This is a genomic window from Arthrobacter sp. ASL1, assembly GCF_056680475.1.
Genome location: NZ_CM155284.1, coordinates 3,783,052 through 3,807,135, shown reverse-complemented (window position 1 = coordinate 3,807,135; position 24,084 = coordinate 3,783,052). Strand labels below are relative to the sequence as shown.

22 protein-coding genes are annotated in these 24,084 nt (G+C 68.6%); 8 read left to right on the top strand and 14 right to left on the bottom strand.

Going from position 1 to position 24,084, the window contains the following annotated elements; all coding sequences use genetic code 11:
- Positions 1-27: 27 nt before the first annotated feature.
- The 3 genes from hemQ to hemE form a co-directional block, all read right to left on the bottom strand.
- Complete coding sequence (gene hemQ / locus AC1MEQ_RS18030) at positions 28-732, bottom strand: hydrogen peroxide-dependent heme synthase (RefSeq protein WP_479792694.1); 705 nt, start codon at positions 730-732, stop codon at positions 28-30.
- 54 nt (positions 733-786) lie between these two features.
- Entirely contained in the window at positions 787-2,256 is a 1,470-nt protein-coding gene (hemG, locus tag AC1MEQ_RS18025; RefSeq protein ID WP_479792693.1) for a protoporphyrinogen oxidase, read from the bottom strand.
- Between the two features lie 83 nt (positions 2,257-2,339).
- A complete protein-coding gene (hemE, locus tag AC1MEQ_RS18020) occupies positions 2,340-3,410 on the bottom strand; it encodes a uroporphyrinogen decarboxylase (RefSeq protein WP_479792692.1) in 1,071 nt (356 codons plus the stop codon).
- A gap of 190 nt (positions 3,411-3,600) precedes the next feature.
- Here hemE and AC1MEQ_RS18015 point away from each other — a divergent pair, with 190 nt between their 5' ends.
- Positions 3,601-4,953, top strand: coding sequence for a glutamyl-tRNA reductase (locus AC1MEQ_RS18015; protein ID WP_479792691.1), 1,353 nt, complete (start codon positions 3,601-3,603; stop codon positions 4,951-4,953).
- 18 nt (positions 4,954-4,971) lie between these two features.
- Here the strand turns inward: AC1MEQ_RS18015 and moeB are convergent, their stop codons facing one another.
- Positions 4,972-6,150, bottom strand: a complete 1,179-nt coding sequence (gene moeB / locus AC1MEQ_RS18010) for a molybdopterin-synthase adenylyltransferase MoeB (protein WP_479792690.1) — start codon at positions 6,148-6,150, stop codon at positions 4,972-4,974.
- A gap of 41 nt (positions 6,151-6,191) precedes the next feature.
- Here moeB and AC1MEQ_RS18005 point away from each other — a divergent pair, with 41 nt between their 5' ends.
- Entirely contained in the window at positions 6,192-6,860 is a 669-nt protein-coding gene (locus AC1MEQ_RS18005) for a TetR/AcrR family transcriptional regulator (protein ID WP_479796176.1), read from the top strand.
- 67 nt (positions 6,861-6,927) lie between these two features.
- The gene (locus AC1MEQ_RS18000) at positions 6,928-7,155 is read left to right on the top strand and encodes a DUF3107 domain-containing protein (RefSeq protein ID WP_479792689.1); all 228 of its coding nucleotides are present in this window, start codon (positions 6,928-6,930) and stop codon (positions 7,153-7,155) included.
- A gap of 96 nt (positions 7,156-7,251) precedes the next feature.
- Here the strand turns inward: AC1MEQ_RS18000 and AC1MEQ_RS17995 are convergent, their stop codons facing one another.
- Both AC1MEQ_RS17995 and AC1MEQ_RS17990 read right to left on the bottom strand, forming a co-directional pair.
- Positions 7,252-7,944 (bottom strand): 4a-hydroxytetrahydrobiopterin dehydratase, encoded by a 693-nt coding sequence (locus AC1MEQ_RS17995; RefSeq protein ID WP_479792688.1) that lies wholly within the window; start codon positions 7,942-7,944, stop codon positions 7,252-7,254.
- A gap of 43 nt (positions 7,945-7,987) precedes the next feature.
- The gene (locus AC1MEQ_RS17990; RefSeq protein WP_479792687.1) at positions 7,988-8,668 is read right to left on the bottom strand and encodes a ferritin-like fold-containing protein; all 681 of its coding nucleotides are present in this window, start codon (positions 8,666-8,668) and stop codon (positions 7,988-7,990) included.
- Between the two features lie 78 nt (positions 8,669-8,746).
- Between AC1MEQ_RS17990 and AC1MEQ_RS17985 the strand changes: the two genes are divergently transcribed.
- On the top strand, positions 8,747-10,210 hold the full coding sequence (locus AC1MEQ_RS17985) for an RNB domain-containing ribonuclease (protein ID WP_479792686.1): 1,464 nt from the start codon (positions 8,747-8,749) through the stop codon (positions 10,208-10,210).
- Between the two features lie 52 nt (positions 10,211-10,262).
- Here the strand turns inward: AC1MEQ_RS17985 and AC1MEQ_RS17980 are convergent, their stop codons facing one another.
- Genes AC1MEQ_RS17980 through thiO form a run of 3 tightly spaced genes read right to left on the bottom strand, consistent with a single transcriptional unit; the run spans position 10,263 to position 12,473 of the window.
- Positions 10,263-11,048, bottom strand: a complete 786-nt coding sequence (locus tag AC1MEQ_RS17980; RefSeq protein ID WP_479792685.1) for a thiazole synthase — start codon at positions 11,046-11,048, stop codon at positions 10,263-10,265.
- A 4-nt stretch (positions 11,049-11,052) separates the two neighbouring features.
- The gene (gene thiS, locus AC1MEQ_RS17975) at positions 11,053-11,295 is read right to left on the bottom strand and encodes a sulfur carrier protein ThiS (RefSeq protein ID WP_479792684.1); all 243 of its coding nucleotides are present in this window, start codon (positions 11,293-11,295) and stop codon (positions 11,053-11,055) included.
- Positions 11,292-12,473 carry a glycine oxidase ThiO gene (gene thiO / locus AC1MEQ_RS17970; RefSeq protein WP_479792683.1) on the bottom strand — a complete coding sequence of 394 codons (1,182 nt, stop codon included), beginning with the start codon at positions 12,471-12,473 and terminating at the stop codon, positions 11,292-11,294. The genes thiS and thiO overlap by 4 nt, the downstream gene beginning before the upstream one ends.
- Before the next feature lie 389 nt (positions 12,474-12,862).
- Here thiO and AC1MEQ_RS17965 point away from each other — a divergent pair, with 389 nt between their 5' ends.
- Both AC1MEQ_RS17965 and AC1MEQ_RS17960 read left to right on the top strand, forming a co-directional pair.
- Positions 12,863-14,521, top strand: coding sequence for a DEAD/DEAH box helicase (locus AC1MEQ_RS17965; RefSeq protein WP_479792682.1), 1,659 nt, complete (start codon positions 12,863-12,865; stop codon positions 14,519-14,521).
- Between the two features lie 5 nt (positions 14,522-14,526).
- On the top strand, positions 14,527-15,456 hold the full coding sequence (locus AC1MEQ_RS17960) for a DNA-methyltransferase (protein WP_479792681.1): 930 nt from the start codon (positions 14,527-14,529) through the stop codon (positions 15,454-15,456).
- A 99-nt stretch (positions 15,457-15,555) separates the two neighbouring features.
- Here the strand turns inward: AC1MEQ_RS17960 and AC1MEQ_RS17955 are convergent, their stop codons facing one another.
- The 3 genes from AC1MEQ_RS17955 to AC1MEQ_RS17945 form a co-directional block, all read right to left on the bottom strand.
- Complete coding sequence (locus tag AC1MEQ_RS17955; protein WP_479792680.1) at positions 15,556-15,687, bottom strand: putative transporter small subunit; 132 nt, start codon at positions 15,685-15,687, stop codon at positions 15,556-15,558.
- Positions 15,688-15,704: 17 nt separating this feature from the next.
- Positions 15,705-17,384 (bottom strand): sodium:solute symporter family protein, encoded by a 1,680-nt coding sequence (locus AC1MEQ_RS17950; RefSeq protein WP_479792679.1) that lies wholly within the window; start codon positions 17,382-17,384, stop codon positions 15,705-15,707.
- Between the two features lie 376 nt (positions 17,385-17,760).
- Positions 17,761-18,618 (bottom strand): PHP domain-containing protein, encoded by an 858-nt coding sequence (locus tag AC1MEQ_RS17945; protein WP_479792678.1) that lies wholly within the window; start codon positions 18,616-18,618, stop codon positions 17,761-17,763.
- A gap of 58 nt (positions 18,619-18,676) precedes the next feature.
- Between AC1MEQ_RS17945 and AC1MEQ_RS17940 the strand changes: the two genes are divergently transcribed.
- A complete protein-coding gene (locus tag AC1MEQ_RS17940) occupies positions 18,677-20,239 on the top strand; it encodes an aminopeptidase P family protein (protein ID WP_479792677.1) in 1,563 nt (520 codons plus the stop codon).
- A gap of 131 nt (positions 20,240-20,370) precedes the next feature.
- On the opposite strand, the gene AC1MEQ_RS17935 is transcribed toward AC1MEQ_RS17940, so the two are convergent.
- On the bottom strand, positions 20,371-21,702 hold the full coding sequence (locus AC1MEQ_RS17935; protein ID WP_479792676.1) for an MFS transporter: 1,332 nt from the start codon (positions 21,700-21,702) through the stop codon (positions 20,371-20,373).
- A 319-nt stretch (positions 21,703-22,021) separates the two neighbouring features.
- Between AC1MEQ_RS17935 and AC1MEQ_RS17930 the strand changes: the two genes are divergently transcribed.
- Positions 22,022-22,759, top strand: a complete 738-nt coding sequence (locus tag AC1MEQ_RS17930) for an IclR family transcriptional regulator (protein ID WP_479792675.1) — start codon at positions 22,022-22,024, stop codon at positions 22,757-22,759.
- 25 nt (positions 22,760-22,784) lie between these two features.
- Here AC1MEQ_RS17930 and AC1MEQ_RS17925 read toward each other — a convergent pair whose 3' ends face one another.
- Positions 22,785-24,071 (bottom strand): MFS transporter, encoded by a 1,287-nt coding sequence (locus AC1MEQ_RS17925; RefSeq protein WP_479792674.1) that lies wholly within the window; start codon positions 24,069-24,071, stop codon positions 22,785-22,787.
- Between the last annotated feature and the right edge of the window lie 13 nt (positions 24,072-24,084).

Here is a 24,084-nt window from a genome sequence, read left to right as displayed (position 1 = left end):
GCGGGTCGAAGTCGAGGCTGGGGCTGGTCACCGGAGCACCTCGGCGACCTGCGCGGAGTCGATGCGCTTGCCGGTGTAGAACGGGATCTCCTCGCGCACGTGGTTGCGGGCCTCGGTGTAGCGCAGGTGGCGCATGAGGTCCACTAGGTCGATCAGGTTCGGGGCCTCCAGGCCGAGGATCCATTCCCAGTCGCCCAGTGCGAAGGAGGCAACGGTGTTGGCCTGGACCTGCGGGAAGTCGCGTCCGAGCAGGCCGTGGTCGCGCAGCATCTTGCCGCGTTCGGCGCCGTCGAGCAGGTACCACTCGTAGGAGCGCACGAACGGGTAGACGCACAGCCACTGCTCGGGGGACTTGCCCAGCGCGAACGACGGCGAGTGGTTCTTGGTGAATTCGGCGTCGCGGTGCACGCCCATCGCGGAGAAGACCATCGAGGTCTCGGCGAAGAGGTAGGTGCGGCGGATCTTGCGCACGGCGTCCTGCAGGTCATCGGGCTTCGGGCCGTGCAGCCAGACCATGATGTCGGCATCGTGGCGCATGGCGGAGACGTCGTAGGTGCCGCGCAGCACGACGCCGCCGGTGGCCAGCTCCGCGACCAGGGCATCGAAGGCCTGCACGCCTTCGCTGCGGTCCAGGTCGGAGTCGCGCTTGAACACGGTCCACAGGGTATAGAAGAGCTCTTCCTCCGCGGCGTCAGACGTGCTGGTCTCGGGGGTGGAAGGTGCTTGGCTCACGGTGTGGCCTCTACTTTCTGCTGCTGGATATTTCGTGGGGTCTGGGGCACCGCGTCAACTGGCGGTGATGGCGGTGCGGGCGCGGGTGTCGGCGATGACGGAGGCCAATCCGGTTCCCGCCAGCCAGGCGCCGACGACCTCGAGTCCGGGATGTTCGGCGACGGCGGTGCGGAAGGCGGCGACCCGGTCGCGGTGGCCGGTGGTGGCGAAGGGCAGTGCGGCGTCGTAGCGCACCACGTCCCAGCCGACGACGTCGACCTCGCTCAATGCCGTGCCCAGCAGGGCGGAGGCATCGGCGATCGCCACGTCGAACAGGACCCCGTCGTCGGCTGGAACCGCGTCGGGGGCGTCGGAGAGCCGCCCGTAGGACAGGCGCAGCACATGGGTTCCGGGGCCCGCTTCGTCGGCGAGCCATTCCCATTTCGCGGTGCCATGGGTCAGCGCCTTGGCGGTGACGCCGGCCGTGCCGGGGGCGACCAGCAGGCCGGTGCCGCGCGGGGCCTCGTCGAGTTCGGGCTGGTCCACCACCAGGGTGGCCAGGGCGATCCCGTGGCCGGTGGCCGGACGCAACGCCGCGGCGTCGGGCAGCAGTTCGGAGAGCAGGTCAACGGCGACCGGGCCGGGGGTGGCGATGACCAGCCGCTCGGCCTGCTCGCTGGCTTCCAGCCCGTCGATGTCGACCCGCCACCCGCCGTCGGACCCGGAGACTGCGGCGATGCCGGCGACCCGGGAGCCGGGGTGCAGGCCGACACCGGCTCCTGCCAGTTCGGCCACCAGTGCCGTGACGAGCCGGTACATTCCCCCGGTGAGGCCCCCGACGGCGCTTCCGGCCGGGGCGGAGGCCTTCAGCGAGGCGACGCCGCGGGCCAGCGAATGGTGTTTGGCCATGGCGGCCCGCAGCCCCGGTGCGACGGTGTCGGCGTCGAGGGTGGACGGGTCGGCGGAGTGGACCCCGGCGACGATCGGGGTGACCAGGTGATCGAGGACGGCCTGGCCCATGCGGGCCTGGACGAGTTCGCCCAGGCTGATGGGTTCGGTGGCCTGCCGACGGGTCACCGGCATGGCCAGGTCCGCGGCGGCACGGACCGAGCCGGCCGTGCCGATCACCGCCTTGACGTCGTCGGCGCGCGGGTCGGCGGGGATGCCGAGGATGGCGGTGGCGGGCATCTTCTGGGCGCGGGCGGCCTGGCGCTTTCCCGTTGCCGCCGGTGCGTGGTAGAGCCAGGAGGCTCCGGCGTGCGGGCTGGTGATCGCGTCGGCCAAGCCGAGCTCGGCGGCCAGATCGGCGACCGCGGTGTTGCGCAGGGCAAAGGACTCGGCACCGGCGTCCAGGACCAGGCCGGCAACCTCGTGCGAACCGACGCAGCCGCCGAAGCGCGGGGAGGCCTCGAAGACGTCGACACGGTGCCCGGTCAGCGACAACTCACGGGCGGCCACCAGTCCGGCGATCCCCCCGCCGACGACGATGGCCCGGGGCGCCGCGGTATCCGGGGAGGAGCCGCTTGCCTGTTCTGCCTGCGTCATCGGTGCGTCCTTTCCGCGGTGCCGTGGGGTGCCTGTCCCGTCCATTATCGTCGCGTGCCCTGTGAGCCCGGTGCGAAGTCGGTTCAGCGGGCCGCCGGGGGCACGGAGTGGACCAGTTCGACCAGCCGGGTCAGGACCTGGGGATCGGTGTCCGGGGGGACCCCGTGCCCCAGGTTCACGACGTGGCCCGGCGCCTCGTCGCCCGAGGCCAGAACGGCGCGGACATGCTCCTCCAGGACCTCCCACGGGGCGGCCAGCAGGGCGGGGTCGATGTTGCCCTGCAGCACCGAGCTGCCACCCAGCCGGCGGTTGGCTTCGGCCAGCGGCAACCGGTAGTCGACGCCGACCACGTCGGCACCGGCGTCGCGCATGGCCGGCAGCAGCTCGCCGGTTCCCGTCCCGAAGTGCACCAGCGGCACAACCAGGTCCTTCACGCTGGACAACGTGCTGGTGGAGGCCGGCGCCACGAACCGCTGGTAGTCGGCCAGCGACAGGCTCCCGGCCCACGAGTCGAACAGCTGTCCTGCGCTGGCTCCGGCCTCGAGCTGGGCCCGCAGGAACGCGCCCGACGCCTCGGCCGCCCAGTCGGCCAGCGCCCGCCAGGTGTCCGGGTCGGTGTGCATCATCCGGCGCGGGCCCAGGTGGTCGCGGGAGGGTTTGCCCTCGACCATGTATGCCGCGACCGTGAAGGGGGCCCCGGCAAAGCCGATCAGCGGGGTGCTGCCCAGTTCGTCGACGGTGAGCGCAACGGCCTCCCGGATGGGATCCAGCGCGGCATCCGTCAACTGCGGCAGCCGGGCGACGTCCGCGGCGGTACGCACCGGTGCGCCCAACACGGGTCCGACACCGGGGACGATGTCCACGTCCACCCCTGCCAGTTTCAGCGGGATGACGATGTCGGAGAAGAAGATCGCGGCGTCCACGCCGTGGCGGCGCACCGGCTGCAGGGTGATCTCGGAGGCCAGGTCCGGGCGCAGGCACGATTCGAGCATGTTGGTGCCCTCGCGCAGCTTCCGGTATTCGGGCAGCGACCTGCCGGCCTGGCGCATGAACCACACGGGCCGTCGGCTCGGGGTACCGCCGCGGTACGCGGTGATCAGGTCGGATGTGGAGGTACGGCCATCCATCAACGGGTGGCTAGCGCTCAAGGTCATGACCCGATTCTGCCAAGTCCGCGTCGCCAACCGTTAATCCTTGGTGGGCACGGCGGCGATTCGTGGCCAACAACACGTTCTACAATTCGTCGAAAGGCCGTTTCCACCTGCCATTCCGGGGGTAATTGGAGGACAGCTTAGGTCTGCCTCGCTGCCGTAAACGACCTCGGGAAGTTATGATGGGGACATTGTGGTCTTCCTAGCACTCGTCGCCTCCCATTCTGATATCGACCTCGAGACGGTGGCCCGGCTCAGCGCCGGCGCCGACGGGGTCGCTTCCGCCGTGCTCGATGGCACCACGCCCGTCTCCGGCGCCGTGGTCCTGTCCACCTGCAACCGGTACGAGGTCTACTGCGAGGCCCCGAACGAGGCAGCGGTCCCCGCGGCCCGCCAGGCAGTGATCGAGCAGATCTCCGCGGCATCCGGGCTACCCGAGGACCAGGTCTCCCAGGCGCTGGAATCCAAGACGGAGCACGACGCCGTCTCCCACCTCTTCGCCGTCGGCGCCGGCCTCGACTCGGCAGTGATCGGCGAACGCGAGATCGCCGGCCAGGTCCGCCGCGCGCTCATCGACGCCCAGGCCACCGGCACTGCATCCGGTGCACTGGTCCGGCTTTTCCAGACCGCTTCACGCACCGCCAAGGATGTCGGGACTCGGACGGCACTCGGTGGACGCGGACTCTCGATCGTTTCGGTCGCCCTGGACCTGTCCGAGGACATTTCCGGCACCAGCTCGTGGGCCGGACGCAACGTCGTCGTCTTCGGTACGGGCGCCTACGCCGGCGCCACCATGGCCCGGCTGAAGGAACGCGGCGCCACCAACATCTTCGTGTACTCGGCCTCCGGGCGCGCCGACGCATTCGTCGCCTCCCGCGGCGGAACCGCGGTGGACGACGATTCCCTGGCCCTGGTGCTGCGCGAGGCCGATGTGCTCATCGGCTGCAGCGGTGGCGGCGTGCGCATCGACGCCGCCGAGCTGGAGTCCCTGAACCGCGGCGGACGCCCGCTGGTCGCCATCGACCTGGCCCTGACCCATGACGTCGACCCAGATGTGGCCACGCTCGAGGGCGTGGACCTGATCACCCTGGAGTCCGTGCGCATGGCGGCACCGGCCGAACAGTCCGAGGCGCTGTCCCAGGCCAGCGCCATCGTCGGGGACGCGGCCGAAAAATTCGCCGGCGCCCAGCGGCAGCGCTCCGCGGACGCGGCCATCGTGGCCCTGCGCAAGCACACCCAGCACGTGCTGGAAACCGAGGTGGGCAAGGTCAGGGCCCAGCACGGGTGCACCGCGGCCGCCGAAGAAGTCGAGTTCGCCATGCGCCGGATGATGCGCCAGCTACTGCATGTCCCCACCGTGCGGGCACGCGAGCTGGCCGCCGATGGACGCCAGGGAGACGTCGAGGACGCCCTCGCCACACTCTTCGGCATCGAGCTGGACGTACCGGCCGCCACCATCGCCGGCGCCCCGGCCGCCACGGCAGCGGGCACCTCCCCGCAGGACGTCGACGCGCAGACGGCGTGCCCCATCCGCCACGAGGCCTGACCGGCCCCGCGCGGCGCCCTAGTACATCGACTTGGAGGGTTCCACCTGGTCGACCCACGCGGCAATTCCGCCCTCCAGATGCCTGACGTTGCCGTATCCATGGTCCAGCAGGTACCCGAGCACCTCTCCCGACCTGCCACCCGATTTGCAATGCAACACCAGTTCGCGGTCGCGCGGCAGTTCGATGTCCCCACCGAGCACCTGGCCGCGGGGCGCCAGTTCAGCGCCGTCGATGGCCACGATCTCCGCCTCCCCCGCCTCGCGCACGTCGACCAGCATGAAATCCCTACGCCCCGCCGCCCGCTCGGCCAGCAGCTCCCGCAAGCCCAACGGGTCGATCGCCGGCAGTTCGCGTTCCGCGGCCGGGGGCACCCCGCAGAAGGCCGGATAGTCCTGGAGCAGTTCGACCGGCTGCACGGTTTCCGGATCCGGGCGCAGTCGGATCTCGCGCCAGGTCATGGCCAGCGCATCGAGGATGAGCACCCTGCCCAGCAGCGTCTCGCCGATGCCGGTGACCAGCTTGATCGCCTCGGCCGCCATCACGGAGCCGATCTGGGCGCACAGCACCCCGAACACCCCGCCTTCCGCGCACGACGGGACGGTCCCGGCAGGCGGCGCCTCGGGGTACAGGTCCCGGTAGGTGGGCCCGTGGCCGTTCCAGAACACGCTGACTTGTCCGTCGAACCGCAGGATCGAACCCCAGACATAGGGCTTGCCCAGGATCGCCGCCGCATCGTTGACCAGATACCGGGTCGCGAAGTTGTCCGTCCCGTCCAGGATGAGGTCGTAGCCGGAAAAGATCCCCAGCGCGTTCGCGCTCCCCAGGTGCTCGGTATGGAGGACGACGTCGGTGAACGGGTTGATCTCGGCGATGGACTGCCGTGCGGACTCGCCTTTCCCCTGGCCCAGGTTGGACATCCCGTGGATGACCTGGCGTTGCAGGTTCGAGACCTCCACCGTGTCGTCCTCGACGATGCCGATCGTGCCCACGCCGGCGGCTGCCAGGTAGAGCAGCGCGGGAGAGCCGAGCCCGCCGGCGCCGATCACCAGTACCCGCGCGTTCTTCAGCCTCCGCTGGCCCACCATCCCCACCTCCGGGATGATGATGTGCCGCGAATAGCGCTTGAGTTCGTCGGGGCCCAATTCCGCCCCCGGCTCGACGAGGGGGCCGGGTCGTTGAGCTGTCGCTTCCTGCATGGGCCCAGTTTAGTCCCGCGCGCGGAATACCCATGGGTAGAATGGGCAGGGTCCGGCACGACGACGGTGTCCCGGCGGAGAGGCAGGCAGTGGAGAGCAGCACAGAACATTCGCAGCGGACACCGCGGATGCCGCGGGACCAGCGCCGGCGGCAGCTGCTCAAGGCAGCCCACCAGGTGTTCGTCGCCCATGGCTACCACGGCGCGGCCATGGACGAGATCGCCGACGTGGCGATGGTCAGCAAGCCGGTGCTCTACCAGCACTTCCCGGGCAAGCGCGAACTCTACCTGGCCTTGCTGGACGAGCATCTGGAGGACCTGACACACCGGCTGCTCGGGGCCATCGCGTCGACCTCCGATAACAAGCTGAGGGTCCAGGCGACCATCCGCGAGTTCTTCGGCTTCATCGCCAGCGACAGCCAGGCCCACCGGCTGGTCTTCGAATCGGATCTGATGCACGATGCGGCCGTAGGCTCGCGGCTCGAGGCGTTCAATGCACGGTTCGCCGACGCCATCGCCGGTGTCATCTCCGAGGACACCGGTTTGAGCCGCGCCCAGGCGGTACTGCTCGGACGTGCCATGTCCGGCATGGCCCAGGTCTCGGCGCGCTACTGGCTTGAGCTGGAGGGAGAGGTCGACCTCGAAGAGGCCAGCGAGCTGGTCTCCCGTTTAGCTTGGCGCGGAATCGGTCGGTTCCCCAAGGAAGCCTGACGTAGATTGTTGACTGACGTAGACCGGCGCCGCCAACCGGCGCCCACCGACTGATAGAGGAGCCACCATGGACGTGCGCATCGGAATCCAGAATGTTGCCCGCGAGGTTGTCATCGAATCCGCCGAGACCGCGGAGCAGGTCAGCAAGACCGTCCGCGATGCCATCAGCGGGTCCACGGACCTGGTCCTCACCGATTCAAAGGGCCGCCAGATCATCATTCCTGCCGGTGTCATCGGATATGTGGAAGTCGGTGCCGAGGAACAGCGCCGCGTAGGCTTCGCCGCCGGCGTGTAGCCACTCCCGCACCATTGCGGCCGGTCCCGACGTGCACGTCGGGGCCGGCCGTTCGCATAGGTGGAACCGGCAGCGCCGCGACGTCCGCCCAGCGCGTCAGTCGACGGGCATGTGCCCGACCTCAGTGCACAGGCACACCCGGTTTCCGTCCGGGTCGGCATACACGCGGAAGGAGGGGTGCCGTGTCCCGTCGCCTTCGCCCCCTGCGGGGCGGATGCGCTCACGCTCGGCGTCCAGGGCACTCAGCGGAACGTTGCGGTCCAGGTGGAACCGGTTGTCCGACGGTGTATCGGTGACCTGGAACCAGATGGTCGGGTTCCGTCCCTCGGGGTCAACGACGTCGCCGTTGTCTGCCAACCGGTAGCCCAGGGCCCGGGTCCAGAACTCGGCGATCCGCGTGGGATCGTCCGTGTCGAGGCCCAGATCCACGGTGGTATGCCGGTGCGGCTCGGCGCGTCCGCCGGTGCGCACCGCGGCCGCGGAGACGGCTGCGGCATACCGGGTGTCCTTCGCCGTGACCGCTCCCCCGGCATCATGGGACGACACCGCCAGGAACACGGTGTTGTAGCGCCATTCAAGATCGGGATGGTGGTTCTGCTCCTCGGCGGTCGCCCCCACGGCCGCGATGAAGCCAATGGCTGCTGCGGACGTGTCGAAAGCAAACGCCGTCACCAGTGCGCCCATGCGGTATCGCCAGTCCGGCAGTTGGGCGAGCTCCTCGGTGATTTGGGTTCCCGTCAAGACGGCCGGGCCCGGGGACGCTGCCGCGTCATTGGATGGATCGGTCATGGAACTCTCCTTTCGGCCCCCTCCCCATGCTTGTTCCGCCGGCTCAGGCCGTCAACCCCAGGGCGGCCATGCGTCGCGAGTGGTTCTCGACCAACGTGCCGAACAACCGGGCCAGACGTTCGTCACCCTCCTCACCCGACGCGGCGAACAACTCGTCCCAGCGCAGGTCGCGTTCGTTGATCCTGCGGGCCTGTGTCAGCGCCTCGCCCAACAGCCGGCGCCCCCATAGGGCCAACCGGGATGCCAACCGGGGGTCCTCGTCCAGTGCGGCACGGAGCCGGTCGTGGAGCCACTTGTTTTGTTCGTCCAGTGCCTGCACCCCCTGGACCAGCGCCCGCGCTTCGGGAGCCAGGGCCCGGGCGATGGCCACATAGAAATCGCCCGAGACGGAATCAATGACGTGGGCTTTCATGAGGGACTCGAACCAGTCCCCCGGACGGGTCCGCTCGTGCAAGGCATCGATGGACGCCATGAACGGCTCCATGGCGGTCTCCGGGTCGTGGCCCCGGGCGGCGATGGCCGCAACCACCCGCTCGTAGTGTCCGAATTCATGGACGGACAGCCGGGCCAAGGACTCCCGATCGGCCAGCGTGGGCGAGAAGCGCGCGTCCGAGGACAGCCGTTCGAAGGCGGTCAGCTCCCGGTAGGCCATCAGCCCATAAAGAGCCAGCTCGGCGCGGGTTCGGGTCGCTTCGTCAAGGATCGGCGGCGGCAGCTCGGTCATGGAATCCAGCCTACTCCGCTGGCACTTCAGCACCGGCTGACGCTGATTTCATGCACCGATGTGGTTAGGCTGGCCCTTGTGGTGCACAAACTCATCGACGTGAAGACCAGCGCCCGCCAGTCCCGGCTCTCGGCCGCACTGGAGGGGCTGGCCGAAACCCTCGAGCTGCCTGCCCATTATCCCGAGGATGCTTTGGCGGAGGCACGGGCAGCCGCCGAACAGCTCGTCTTTCCCGACACCGACCTGACCGACGTCGAATTCGTCACCATCGACCCGCCAAGCTCGACCGACTTGGACCAGGCCTTACACCTGGACCGTGACGGGGACGGATACACGGTCCGTTATGCCATCGCCGATGTCCCGGCGTTCGTTGCCCACGGCGGTCCGCTGGATGCCGAGACCCGGCGACGCGGCCAGACCCTCTACCTGCCGGGGCGCCGCATTCCCCTGCATCCCGAGGTCATCAGCGAGGGCGCCGGGTCCCTGCTGCCCGGCCAACGACGGAGCGCCTATGTCTGGACGTTCCACCTGGACGCGGCGGCCACGGTCCGCCGCACGGAACTGGTGCGGGCGGTGGTTTCCAGTCGGGAAAAGCTCGACTATGCGGGCGTGCAAACTGCCATTGACGAGGGCATGGCTCCCGGCTCGTTGGCATTGCTCAAGGAAGTGGGCATCAAGCGCATCGAGGCCGAGCGCGGACGCGGGGGCGCCAGCTTGCGCATCCCCGAGCAGGAAGTCGAAGTGGACGACGCCGGCGTGTACCAGCTGGAGGCACGTGCTCCTCTGCCGGTCGAGGACTGGAATGCCCAGATCTCCTTGATGACCGGCATGGAGGCGGCACGGATCATGCTCGAGGGCAGGATCGGGATCCTGCGCACGATGCCGTCCCCGGATGAGCACAGTTCCACCGCCTTCCGCCAGGAGGCGGCCTCACTGAGGACCCCGTGGGAAAAAGACGTCGCCTACGGCGAATTCCTCAGGTCCCTGGACGTTGGCCAGCCGCGGCAACTGGCCATCATGCACGCCGCAACGTCGCTCTTCCGCGGGGCCGGTTACACGGCCTTCGACGGCGAACTCCCCCAGGAACGAACCCAGGCCGCCATCGCCGCCCCCTATGCCCACACCACGGCTCCCTTGCGGCGCCTGGTGGACCGCTTCGTCCTGGTCGTCTGCGAACACCTGGTGCGCGGTGCCCCCGTTCCCGACGACATCCGCCAGGCGTTGCCGTTGCTTCCGGATTTGATGCAGGCCTCCAACCAGGTCGCCGGAAACGTCGAACGGGCGGCCATCGACACCGTGGAGGCCGCCCTGCTGGTCGACCGGATTGGCGAGATGTTTGAGGCGGTGACCCTCAATGGGACCAGCCCGGGGCAGATCGCCACGGCCCGGGAGAACGGGAACACCCCGGGAGGTCGGTTGCAACTGCTCGATCCTGCCGTCAACGCACGATTCGAAGGAACCGCCAAGGCCGGAGAGCGCGTCCGGGCGGAGCTCATCGAGGCTGACATCGACAAGCGCACGGTGCTGTTCAGGATCCCCTGATCCCGGCGACCGGTCCGGACGATGTGCCGGAGCGTCGCCCGGGGCGGTGATTTCAGGCCAGCGTGAAGTCCGCCCGTCCCTCGAGCGTCGACGAGGCGACGGCCATCGGACGACGCGGTATCCTCCCGCCGCGGCGGGCGAGGTGCCCGGCAAGGACCGCGTGCCGGAAGGCCCCGGCCATCACCGCAGGATCCGCGGCGCGGGTCACGGCGGTGGCCAACAGCACCGCATCGCAGCCGAGCTCCATGGCCAGGGCCGCATCGGAGGCCGTCCCGATCCCGGCATCGAGCACGACGGGAACTGCAAGCCGTGCGGCGATGTACTCGATGTTGTGGGGGTTCAGGATTCCCTGCCCGGTGCCGATCGGCGCCCCCAGGGGCATGACCGCAGTGCAGCCGAGGTCCTCCAGCCGCCGGGCGGCCACGGGGTCATCGTTGGTGTAGGCAAAGACCTTGAAACCGTCGGATACCAGCGTCTCGGTGGCGGCGAGCAGTTCCGGGATGTCGGGCAGCAGCGACTCGTCATCGGCGATGACTTCGAGTTTCACCCAGTCCGTCTCCACAGCCTCCCGGGCCAGTCGCGCGGTCAGGACGGCCTCGTGTGCCGTGTGGCAACCGGCGGTGTTGGGCAGGAGCCTGATGCCCAGGCGCTGCAGCAGGCTGAAGATCGACTCCCGGCCCGGTACCGGCGCGTGGCGGCGCATCGATACCGTCGTGACTTCCGTGCCGGAGGCCCGCAACGCCCGCTCCAGGACGGCGCGTCCCGGGGCGCCGCCGGTCCCGGTGATCAACCGCGAGCCCAGTCGGACCCCGTCGATGACCAGGTCGTCGTGGTCCACCGGCTCAGCCACCCTGCACCGCCGACAGGAGCTCGACACGGTCCCCGGGCACCAGGTCGGTGACGGCCCAGGCCGAACGCGGGATGACCTCGCCATTGATGGCCACCGCAACCCCGCAAGCGGTCGTCGACTGGTCATTCGGGCCGCTGGCCGCCCCGGTCTCACGGCGGACGAGTTGCAGCACATTCAATGCGGCATGTGGTTGCGCGGATCCGTTGAGGACCAGCGGGCGGTCGTTGTCGGTCATGAGAATCTCCAGGGGTCGAAGGGCGACAGGGCCAGGGGGTCCAGTAGCGCCGGGGGCGGGTGGCGGGACGGGGTGCCCGGGGACGGACCGACCAGTGCCGATACCGCCGCCGCCGCCGCGACGCTGAGCAGGACGCCGTGGCGGTGGAATCCGGTGGCGGCGATCAGCCCCGATGAGATCCGTCCCAGCAGGGGCAGGTTGTCGGGGGTTCCGGGACGTGCCCGGGCCGTGGTCCCGTCCAGTTCGCAGTGTCCCAGTGCCGGCATGACACGCAACGCGTCACGCAGCAGGCGGTGGACTCCTTCTACGCTGACCCCGTCCTGCAGGTCTTCGCGTTCGGTGGAGCCCACGACGATCTCCCCGCCGGGGCGCGGCACGATGTAGACTCCGTGGCCGGAGACGAGGGCACGCACCGTGGCCCCCGTGGGCCGTGGCGACGTGGCGGTTGCACGCAGGCGCAACACGTCCCCGTGGATGGGGCGGACGGGCAGCCGCAGACCCTCGGGCAGCCCCGCGATGTCCTGCCGAACAGCCCCGTACCCCGGGCGGCCGATCCCGGTCGCAAAAACCACTTCGTCGGCCTCCAACTGCCCCGCATCCGAACCCCCGCCGAGATGAACCACCGGTCCGTGGCTGCCGGGCACGACGGCAGTCGCCGGCTGCCGCAGCAGCCGCGCCCGCGGCTCGGCCTCCACCGCGGACATCAGGGCGACGGCGGTGCGGCGTGGGTCGGCTTGCGCCTCACCGGGGGCGGTGAAGGCGCCGGCCAGCCGGGGAGACAGGAGGGGCTCGGCGGCACGGGCAGCGGCCGTTCCGAGCTCACCGATGTCCAGCCCGGCGGCACGTTGGGCGGTGGCCAGGTCCGACAGGGCTTCCCGGTCGGCCGCATCGGCGGCAACGAGAAGGGTCCCGGCCAATGTGAATCCGGTGTCCCTGCCGCTCGCCTCCTCCAGGTTGCGGGCCCATCCGGGCCAGGCTGTGGCGGAGGGCACCGACAGCCGCAACAGGTCTTGTTCCTGATGGTGGAATTCGGTGACTGCGGCAAGCATCCCGGCGGCGGCGTGGGTGGCCCCGCCAGCGGGTTCCGGGTCGACGATGGTGACCTGGTGGCCGGAGCGGGCCAACTCCCACCCGACGGACAATCCGATGATCCCGGCACCCAGGACTGCACAATGCATGGTCGGTTACCTTCCCTCCGCCGGCATGATCCGGATCAGGTGTGTCGGTCGGCGCCGTGCCGCATGCGGTGCGGCAGCGCCCTCTCAGCCCGTTTGCGGGCTCCCGTGGTCTTCTTCCACCCTAGTCCACGCCGCGCGGCGACGCGCCGTCGACCCGGCGGGCAGCACCCGGGGGGCTAGACTGGGTGGGTAGACAAGGATGCCCGGTCGTACCAGACGCATTTACTTGGCAGGAATTCCCAGCGAACCTGCACCTTTTGCGCGATCATTCGCGCTCGTTAGCCCACGATCGGCTCCGCTGGACGTGCCGCTGCAGCGGTGGACTCCGCTCCCGGACTCGGGGGACGTTGAGCACACCGTGCCCCGGCGCCTAAACGAATGAGATTTCATTGAATACTGAGCAGCAACTCACCGACGACACCGGCACCGAACAGCTCGAGGTCGATGGGACCCTGGCCACCGAGGACGCACCGCACGAGATCCCCGAGCAGACCTTCGCCGATTTCGGGGTCCGCGCCGACATCGTCGAGTCGCTCGCCGACGCCGGCATTGTCCACCCGTTCCCGATCCAGGCCATGACGTTGCCCGTCGCCCTGGGTGGGCATGACATCATCGGCCAGGCCAAGACCGGTACCGGAAAGACCTTCGGTTTCGGCATCCCTGCCCTGCAGCGGGTCATCGGCCCCGACGACGCCGACTATGACAAGCTGCCGACCCCGGGGGCCCCACAGGCCCTGATCGTCGCCCCCACCCGGGAACTGGCCAACCAGGTATCCGCCGACATCCAGAAGGCGGCAACCAAGCGCAATGCGCGCATCGCCACCATTTACGGCGGCCGGGCCTACGAACCGCAAATCGAACAGCTCGCCGCCGGGGTGGAAATCGTCGTCGGCACCCCGGGCCGCCTGATCGACCTGCACAAGCAGAAGCACCTGAACCTGAAGAACATCCGCATCGTCGTGCTCGACGAGGCCGACGAGATGCTGGACCTGGGCTTCCTGCCGGACGTGGAAACCCTCTTGGCCGCAATCCCGGCGGTCCACCAGACCATGCTCTTCTCGGCCACCATGCCCGGAGCCGTCGTCTCGATGGCCCGGCGGTACATGTCACGCCCCACCCACATCCGTGCCGCGGACCCCGAGGACGAGGGCATCACCAAGAAGGACATCCGCCAGGTCGTCTACCGGGCACATCAGCTCGACAAGGACGAGGTCGTCGCACGGATCCTGCAGGCCGAAGGCCGCGGACGCACGATCATCTTCACCAAGACCAAGCGCTCGGCCGCCAAGTTGTCCGAGGAGCTGATCGACCGCGGTTTCGCCGCCGGTGCGATCCACGGAGACCTCGGTCAGGGGGCCCGGGAGCAGGCACTGCGTGCCTTCCGCAATAACAAGGTCGACGTGTTGGTGGCGACCGAGGTCGCCGCCCGTGGCATCGACGTCGAAGATGTCACCCACGTGATCAACCTGCAGTGCCCCGAGGACGAGAAGACCTACCTGCACCGCATCGGGCGCACCGGCCGTGCGGGGAAGAAGGGCACCGCGATCACTTTCGTGGACTGGTCCGACGTGCCCCGCTGGGGTCTGATCAACAAGGCCCTCGGGCTTGACCAGGCCGACCCCGTGGAAACCTATTCCTCCTCCCCGCACCTCTTCACCGACCTGGACATCCCGGCCGGTACCAAGGGCCGTCTGCCGCGCAACCAGCGCAAGCTCCAGGGCCTCTCCGGCGAAAAGCTCGAGGACCTGGGCGAAACCGGCAAGCGGCCGAACGAGCGCGACGGCGGTCGGGGCGCCGGGTCCCGCGGCGGACGCGGCGAGGGCCGGGGCCGGAGGTCGGAGTCCGGCAGCGAAGGCGGCGGACGTCGTGGCCATGGCCATGGTCGTTCCGACCGCCCCAATCGCGAAGCGACCGGAGAAGCGAAGAGCCAGCCGGCAGAGTCTGCGACCGGCGACGCTGGCGATGAGGCGGCCCGCCCGGCACGCCGCCGCCGCTCACGGACGCGCCGCCACCACGGCGAAGTCGTCAATCGACCCGAGTCAGAGTAGGTCCGATGGGCGCAACCACGCCTGCAGCTGGAGGGGATCCCGGAGGGTCGTCCGGGGTCCCGTCCGCGGTGGGGAACGTCGAATCGTGGTCCCCCGACGGACCGGATATCGTCGTGCACGCGGACAACGCCGGGTTCCTGCCGGCGCTACCCGACGGCGCATTCAGCCTCATCTACATCGATCCGCCGTTCAACACCGGCCGGAAGCAGGCACGCCAGCGCACCACCATGGTCCGGGCCGCCGACGGCGCCGGGGACCGGGTGGGGTTCAAGGGTGCCAGCTACTCCACGATCCGCGGCACCCTGCACAGCTACGACGACGACTTCGATGACTACTGGTCTTTCCTCGAGCCCCGTCTGCTCGAGGCCTGGCGACTGCTGGCCGACGACGGTACCTTGTACCTGCATCTGGACTTCCGCGAAGTGCACTATGCCAAGGTGATGCTCGACGGGATCTTCGGTCGCGATTGCTTCCTGAACGAGATCATCTGGGCCTACGACTACGGCGCCCGGTCCAAGAGCCGGTGGCCCGCGAAACACGACAACATCCTCGTCTACGTCAAGAACCCGGCCGCCTACCATTTCAATTCCGAAGAGGTCGACCGGGAGCCCTATATGGCGCCGGGGCTGGTCACCGCAGAGAAGGCAGCCCGCGGGAAGCTTCCCACCGACGTCTGGTGGCACACCATCGTCTCCCCCACCGGCAAGGAAAAGACCGGCTACCCGACGCAGAAGCCGAAGGGCATCCTGCGCCGGATCGTTGCCGCCAGCAGCCGGCCCGGCGACTGGGTGCTGGATTTCTTCGCCGGTTCTGGGACCACTGGTGCCGTCGCCGCGGAGCTGGGCCGCCGGTTCGTCTGCGTGGATTCCAACGCCCAGGCCATCGAGACCATGCGCGCACGGATGCCGGAGGGAACCGTCTTCCTCCAGAGCTGATGTTTTCCAGCTGTCCGTTGCCGTCGTCCGCCAACGGGAAAAGCCGTGCCCGACGCACCGAAAAGTGCGTTGGACACGGCTTTTCCCGTCGCCGGGCCGCTAGACCATCGTGCGGTGTTCGCGACGGGCCTCGAGCCAGTCACGCAGGAACGCGCGGGTGATGACGAAGAGCGTGCCGGCTACGATGACCGGCCACATCAACACGTACAGGGTCAGGAAGATCGGTTCCATATTCGTCTCCTTCGGGGTTAGCGCTGCGTCGCAGCGGCGTCGGGAACGGCGGTGTCCATCGGATCAAAGTCCCCGACGGTGTCCTTGATGGTCGAGAAGTCGAAATCCATCTTCGAGCGGGCGGAGAGCGCGAAGCAGACCACGGTGGAAACCGCATAGGCGACCAGCGAACCGCTGAGCACCGCGTAGTCGTGCAGGTGCCCGAAGGCAAACGGCGCTGCCACGACGGCCGAGGTGATGCCCGCGATGCGGGCCACGCGTCCGCCGAAGAACCCGAAGGACATCAGGCCGATGACCACACCGATGCCCACGATGGACATGACGTCGACGCCCAGTCCCCAGAGCCCGTCGACGGGGAGCCAGGAGAACCGCACCGGAATGAAGACTGCCAAGGCGGTGATGACAGCCGCGACGAACGCCGTATTGGTGACCTTGGACCAGTAGAAGCTGGCGATCACGGGGAAGACGAGGCAGCCCCACAGTGCGCCGACGAAGACCAACAGGTCCAGGATGTTCATCTGCCCGCTCGCGAAGTACAACCCGGCGCCGGTGGCCACGACCATCGTGAGACGGCCGACCAACAGCATCGTCTTGGGGTTGGCCTTGCCGCGCTTGGCGACGTTCTGCCCGTAGATGTCGGCCATCATGATCGAGGACAGGGCACAGAGATCGGCGTCGGCCGTGGAGGACAAGGCACCGATGACCATGATCATGAACAGGCACAGCAGCACCGGACCGAGGTACGTGGCGGCCATCTGCGGAATCAGGTTGTTCACGTTCCCACCGGTGGGGGTGACCCCCACGTAGAGGGCCATGACGCCCAGCATACCGACGCCGATGATCGTGGCACCGTAGCCGACGGTCGCGGTGATGAACGTCTTCTTGATCAGGTCCTCACGCACGGCGAAGAGGCGCTGTGCGATGGTCTGGTTGCCGATGGCGTAGGCCAGTACGGCGGCAATATAAGGGGCACCCTGGTTCATGAAGGCGTCCGAGGAGAAGAAGTTCCCCTGCTGCGGAGTCAGGTTGCTGGCCCCCCGGACGAACATGTCCGGGCCGCCGGCGGCGAAGAACACCACGGGGATGATGATCACCACGGCACCGAGCATGGCCAGCACCTGGGCGAAATCGGTCATGACCGAGGCACGGAAGCCGGACCAGAGGGAGTACAGCAGGGTGCCCGCCGCGACGGCGAGGATGCCCTGCTGGAAGCTGAACGGCGAGAGCATCGCGATCAACGCGCCACCGGCGATGAAGTTGCTGGTCACACTGATGAGGCTGCCCACGATATTGGAGCCGGCGAGCATCAGTTGGCTAGCCCGACCGTGGCGGGCATACATGACCTCGGCGAGGGTGTGGGCACGAGGTGCGACCTTGCGGATGCGCTTGCCGAAGGGATAGATGAACAGGATCATCAGTGCGCCCCAGAGCCCATAGTGGATGGGTCCGGAGATGCCGTAGGTGTAACCCGAGGTCGCCGAGGCGTACATCGAGGATGCCCAGATCCAGGTGGCCGTCATGCTGGCCGCGGAAATGCCAAAGCCGATCTTGTTGCCGGCCGTCATGTAGCCGTCGGCGTTTTCCTTCTTCTTGCCAATCCCGAGGGTCATGATGAACGTACCCCCATAAAAAAACACCAGCAGGGCGATGACCAACCATCCGCTCAACTGCTGGAGCTCCACACCGTTCGGTGCCATGATGCTCCTCTACTCACGGGGCAGGCCACCGGATGCCTCCCTTTGCCGCAGCGCGCCGGCCCGTCAGCTTCGGGCTCCATTTCCTGGCCGCCGCGAAGCGGGCTTGGTCCGGTGTGGACGCATTCAGGGCGCGCATCCCGTCCGGCACGCGCATCGGACCGGCTGGTCCGCATTCGGCGCAGTGCACGTGGCTACCCGGCTCTCGGGTCCTGGCCACGTCATCGGCAGGGGCCATCGCGCGGCCCGCTGTGGGATTGGGGGTCGACAAGACGCTCGGATCAACGCTCGACAAGTTGCCTCAGGCAACCCCCTACATTGGTTGATCCTAGCACCACCTGGCCACGCCCCTCGCATTGGTGGCACCTTCCGCGGTCTCCTAGATGTGCGCGAGCCCCACCGGGGCGCTGCCGGTTCCCGCCGCCAGAATACGCTGGAGCATGCCCGGATCCGTGGTGTTCTCGCCCAGCCGGTTCGGTTTTCCCGCGCCATGGTAGTCACTCGATCCGGTGACGATCAGGTCGTGCCGCTCGGCCAGCCGATGCAGGAAGGTGCGCCCTTGCGGGGAGTTGTCCCGGTGGTCGATCTCCAGCCCCATCAGCCCCGCCTCGATCATGTCCTCGAAAACCGCGGGGGCCACGACCCTCCCGCGCAGCTCGGCCATTGGGTGGGCGAAGACCGGGACGCCCCCGGCTGCTCGGACCAGCTCGACAGCCCGTACCGGGTCGACGGCATAATGGCCCACGTAGTACCTCGAATGCGAGGTCAACACGGTGGCAAAGGCCTCGCTGCGATCCGAGACGACCCCCGCAGCCACCAGCGCATCGGCGATATGGGGCCGACCCAGCGTCGCGCCGGGGGTGGACTGCTCCCCCACCAGGTCCCACGTGATCGGATAGTCCTCGGCGATGAGTTCGACCATGCGGCGCGCCCGGTCGATCCGGGCCCCCCGGGCCTTGTTGATCTCCTCCAGCAGGTCGGCGTCGGCGGGGTCGTGCAGGTAGCTGAGCAGGTGCACGCTCAGGCCCTGCCCGGCCTTGCAGGAGATCTCCATGCCGGGAACCAACCCGACGCCATGCCCGCGGGCCGCCGCACCGGCTTCCTTCCAGCCGGAGGTCTGGTCGTGGTCCGTCAACGCGACGACATCCAAGCCGGCAGCCGCGGCGGCCGCCACCAGCTGCGACGGAGTCTCGGTACCGTCGGAAATGTTCGAGTGCGCATGCAGGTCGATCAGCATCCCGCCAGCATACCGGCGCCTTGGTAGATCGCCCCGGCTTTGAGACGATGGGACGGTGATGACTGATGCGAACAACACCCCCGGTAGCGATCAACCCCTCGAGGAGCGTGTGAACAACCGTTCGCAGCGCCCCTCCTCTCAGGCCTTCAAGGACTTCATGGGCTCACAGTGGGCCCCCTCCACCCAGGCGACCTCCCCCGGCCCGGATGCCGTGGCACCTTACGCGGCCAGCCGCCGTCGTGCCCTCTCCGGCCGGTTCCCCGGCGAACGGCTGGTCATCCCGGCCGGCCCGCTCAAGGTCCGCTCAAACGACACGGATTACCGTTTCCGCCCCCATTCGGGGTTTGCCCACATGACCGGGCTCGGCGTCGACCATGAGCCGGATGCCGTCCTGGTCCTCGAACCCACGGAGGAAGGTGCGGGCGACGACGGCGGCAACCACCGGGCCACCCTCTATTTCCGGCCGATGGCCGGACGGGACTCCGAGGAGTTCTACTCCGATGCCCGCTCCGGTGAATTCTGGATCGGGACCCGGCCGACACTCACGGATCTGGAGGCCCGGCTGCAGCTGCCCACCGCGCACATGGACACCGAGCTGGAGGATGCGATCACCCGCGCTGCCGGCGCGACGGAATTCGGTGGCATGCGGATCCGCCTGCTGCGCGACGTCGACATGAACTGCGACGCGCTGGTGGACACCTCCCGCATCAACACGGGGGTCGATCTGGAGGCCTCGGACCACCTCGACGCCGAACTGGCCGAGGCGCTGTCCGAACTGCGCCTGGTCAAGGACGACTGGGAGATCGAGCAGATGCGCACTGCCGTCGAGGCAACGGTCAACGGCTTCCACGACGTCGTGGAGGAGCTGCCACGCGCCATCGAGCACAAGCGCGGCGAGCGGGTCGTGGAGGGCGCGTTCTTCGCCCGGGCCCGCGAGGAAGGCAATGACCTCGGATACGACACCATCGCCGCGTCGGGCAACAACGCCACGGTGCTGCACTGGATCCGCAATTCCGGCCAGGTCAACACCGGCGACCTGCTGCTCGTCGACGCCGGCGTCGAGGCGGATTCGCTCTACACCGCGGACATCACCCGGACCCTGCCGGTGAACGGGCGGTACTCGGAGGTGCAGCGCAAGATCTACCAGGCGGTCCTGGACGCCGCAGATGCCGCCTTCGAGGTGGCCCGCCCGGGCCGTAAATTCCGTGAACTCCACGAGGCGGCACTGAAGGTCCTGGCCGAGCGCCTCGACGACTGGGGCCTGCTGCCGGTCCCCCTGGAGGAGGCGCTCGCCGCGGACGGCCAGCACCACCGCCGCTGGATGCCGCACGGCACCAGCCACCACCTGGGCTTGGACGTCCATGACTGCGCGCAGGCCAAGCGGGAGCTCTACCTCGACGCCGTACTGGAACCCGGGATGGTCTTCACCATCGAACCGGGCCTGTACTTCAAGTCGGAGGACCTGGCCGTGCCGGAGGAATACCGCGGCATCGGCGTCCGGCTCGAGGACGACGTCTTGGTGACCGCCGACGGCTGTGAGAACCTCAGCGCGGCGCTGCCGCGCACGCCGGAGGACGTCGAGTCATGGATGGCCGGGATCTACTCGCCGACCGGAGAATAGCCGGGGTCCACTGCGGCGGCCGACCGGGCCCCGCCCCGGCTTCTGGCGTTTCCAGGCTAACGATGAGGGTCGGTGCAACTCCCCCGTGCGGGGTGTTGCACCGACCCTCATGGTTTCCGCCGCCGGCGGGGTCAGGATTCCACGTGGTTGGCGTGGTGCTCGACATGCAGGTCGACCCCGCGGGTCTCCTTCACGACGGACACGGCGACCAGCGAGATGATCGAGATGACCACGACGTAGATCCCGATGCTCCAGGAGTGGCCCGTGTTCTTGAGCAGCACCGCTGCGATCAGCGGGGCGAATGCCCCACCGAGGATCGCACCGAGGGCGTAGCCTATCGAGACACCGGAGTAGCGTACGCGGGCCGGGAACATCTCGGCGTAGAGCGCCGACTGCGGGCCGTAGGACAGGCCCAGGCCGACCGTCAGGCCAAACAGGGCGACGAAGTACCAGTAGATGTTGGCCGTATCGATCAGGAACCACATCGGGATCGACCAGATGGCCACCAGCGCATAGCCGATCTGGAAGGTCCGCACGCGGCCAATCTTGTCCGAGAGGATGCCGCCGTACATGGTGAAGAACAGCCACCCGAACGAGGCCAGCGTGGTGGCCAGCAGGACCGGGCCCCGCTCCATGCCCAGCGTCTTGGACGCATAGGTCGCGAAGAAGGCGATGAGCAGGTATCCGGCGGCGTTGTTCGCGATGAAGATCAATGCGGTGAGCACGACCTCGCGGGTGTTGTGCTTGAAGAGCTGGCCGAGCGGGGCCGACGATTCCTTCTTGCGTTCCTGCAGGGCGGCGAAGACCGGCGATTCCTCCACCGAGCGGCGGATGACGTAGCCGACGACGATCAGCACGATGGAGAACAGGAACGGGACGCGCCAACCCCAGGTCAGGAAGGCCTCGTTGCCGATGATCGTGGTGAGTACCCAGATGGTGAACGTCGCCAGGATCATGCCGCACGGAACGCCGATCTGCGGGTAGGCACCGAAGAAGCCGCGGCGGTTGTCGGGGGCGTGCTCGACGGACATCAGGGCCGCCCCGCCCCATTCGCCGCCGGCGGAGAAGCCCTGCAGCACACGCAGTGCGATGAGCAGGATCGCGGCCCCGGCGCCGATCTGCGCGTGGGTGGGCAGGACGCCGATGAGCGAGGTCGAAACGCCCATCATGATGAGGGTGAAGACGAGCATCTTCTTGCGGCCCAGCTTGTCGCCGAGATGACCGGCGACGATGGCGCCGAGCGGCCGGAACAGGAAGGAGATGCCGATGGAGGCCCAGGACGCCAACTGGGCTCCGGACTCGCCCAGCGGGGCAAAGAAGAGCGGGCCGAGCACGAGCCCGGCGGCCTGGGCATAGATGAAGAAGTCGTACCACTCAATGGTGGTGCCGACGAGTGTGCCGGCGAGGACTTTGCGTTCCTCGCGCCGGGTGATGGCAGACGGTGCTGCTGCTGGCTGGGACATGCTTGACTCCATGGTTGAGCGCCGTCAGGCGCACGGTGCGTTACCGACCGAACGGACGGTAAATGTGATGCAGCTCATCATAACGGACGATTGGTCAATTTTTGATCAACCGCCACTGGCCCGTCGCCGTCATGCCCGCAGCGCGGCCAGCCCGCCCTCGGTGGCCCACCAGGGGGCCAAGGATCGCGACGCGTCGGGTGCCCCGACCTTGCCCGCCGACCCCTTTGTGTTCTATATTCGAACTCACGGTTCTATAACAGAACACCCAACGACTCGTCCCCCGGAGTCCGGCCCCTGTGGGGGGCCGAGCCCAGCGGCGATGCAGAGGCGGAACCCCTTGACCGAACACCCGAACGGTGCGTCCCCCGCCCAGACGCTTTCACGCGGCCTACGCGCCCTGGAGATCATCACCGACCGCCAGGACGCGCCCACCATCGCCGAACTGGCGGACGAGTTGGGCGTACACCGCTCGATTGCCTACCGGATCCTGCGCACGCTGGAGGACCATGCCCTGGTGCGCCGGGACGACAACGGGCGATTGCAGGGCGCCCCGGGCCTGGCCGCCCTGGCCCGCGGCGTCCAACGTGACCTGCAGTCGGCGGCGCTGCCGGAACTGACGGTCCTGGCGAACGAGCTGCAGATGAGCGCCTTCCTCGTGGTCTGGGACCACGACGATTGCGTCACCCTCGTCACCGTGGAGCCGCGGCAGGGACATGCGACGGTGCTCCAGCGCCCGGGTTCGCGCCACCCCTTGTCCCGGGGCGCCCCCGGGATTGCCATCCAGTCCGCCCTGACGCCCGCGGAGTGGGAACATATCGCCCCGGGGCACCCGTGGCGCGAGGAAGCCGTGGTGGCCGGGGAGCTCGGCTACGCCACCAGCGTCGACGAGGTGATCCCCGGCGTGACGTCCCTGGCATCGCCGCTGCGGATCCCGGGACAGGACCCCGCAGCGTTGGCCGTCGTGTACGCCACGGCCACTCGGACCATCGATGTTGACGAGGTGGGACGCCTGGTGGCGGCCGCCGCGGTCGCCGTGGAGCGCACCCTGGGTTCCTGACGGCGGTTCCGGATACGCCGGGGAATCAGGCGGTGGTGCGCCGGACGCGTCCCAGCGCGAACGTCCCGGCCCCGGCCAGGAACAGCATGACGGCGGCACCTGCTGCGACGAGGAAGGCCCCGTGCGGCCCGGCTACGTCGGCGAGGATGCCCGCGAGGCCGTTGCCGATGGCGGTGCCGACGACGATCCCGCTGGCGAGCATCGTCATGACGGTGCCCATCCGGCCGACGGGCGCGACGTCGCCGCCGACGGTGAAGATGGTGACCATGATCGGGCCGATGGGCAGGCCGATCAACAACAGGAACACGACCATGGTGCCGATTGAATCGGGCACCTGCAGCAGCAGGGCGAGCGGGACCAGCAGCAGCGCGCAGGCGGCCCAGCGTACGGGTTGGGCCCATCCGTGCGGCCATACCGAGACCGACAGCGCGGTGATGGCGGAGGTCAGGCCGAGTGCGGCATAGAGCAGACCGCCGGCACTGGCGTCGCCGAACCTCCCGGCAAAGGACACCGCACCGGCGGACACCGAGCCGAAGAGCGTGCCCATGCCGATCATGCCCACCACGCAGAGCCCGACGCGGATGATGCGGCCCAGTACCCAACCGGCTCCGGCCACGGCGTTGGCGGAGGGCCGGTGGGGCTGGACCGCCCGGGCCGTGGGGTGAACTGCGAAGGCAGGGACCAGGGCCGCCGTCAACAGGGCTGCCAACGCCAGCGGCAGCCACGGGGCGACGAGCGAGGCAAGCACGCCGACCAGGGCCGGGCCCATGACGAAGGTCAGCTCATCGACGGTGCTCTCGTAGCTCAACGCCGTTTCCAGTTCGCGTCGCCCCCGCCGGCGTCCGGCCGTCAACGCCATCCAGCGCACGCGGGCCAAGGGACCGACCTGCGGACAGGTCGCGCCGGCGACGAGGGCGATGCCGACGACCAGAATCACCGGGGAATCCCGGAGTGGTCCGGCACCGGTGACGATGAGGCCCGCAACGACGAGGGCGTGCAGCAGTGCCGCGGGAACGAGCACCAGGCGCTGTCCCCAACGATCTGCCGAATAGCCCAGCAGCGGCGCGCCGATGGCGGAGCCGATGCCCACGGCGCCGGCGGCTACACCACCGCTGGTGTAGGAGCCGGTCGCGGTGCTGATGAGGGTCAGGGTGCCAATGGTCAGCATGGCCAAGGGCAGGCGGGCGAAGAATGCCAGCGGGAAGAACGCAGGACCTGCCAGTTCCAGCAGGCTGCGGAAGCTCCCGCGACCTGCGGCGCCGCTGGTTTCGGTGGGCGCGTCTGCGGCGGACGGTGGCGTCTGGGTGTTCATCGGTTTCAGGGTT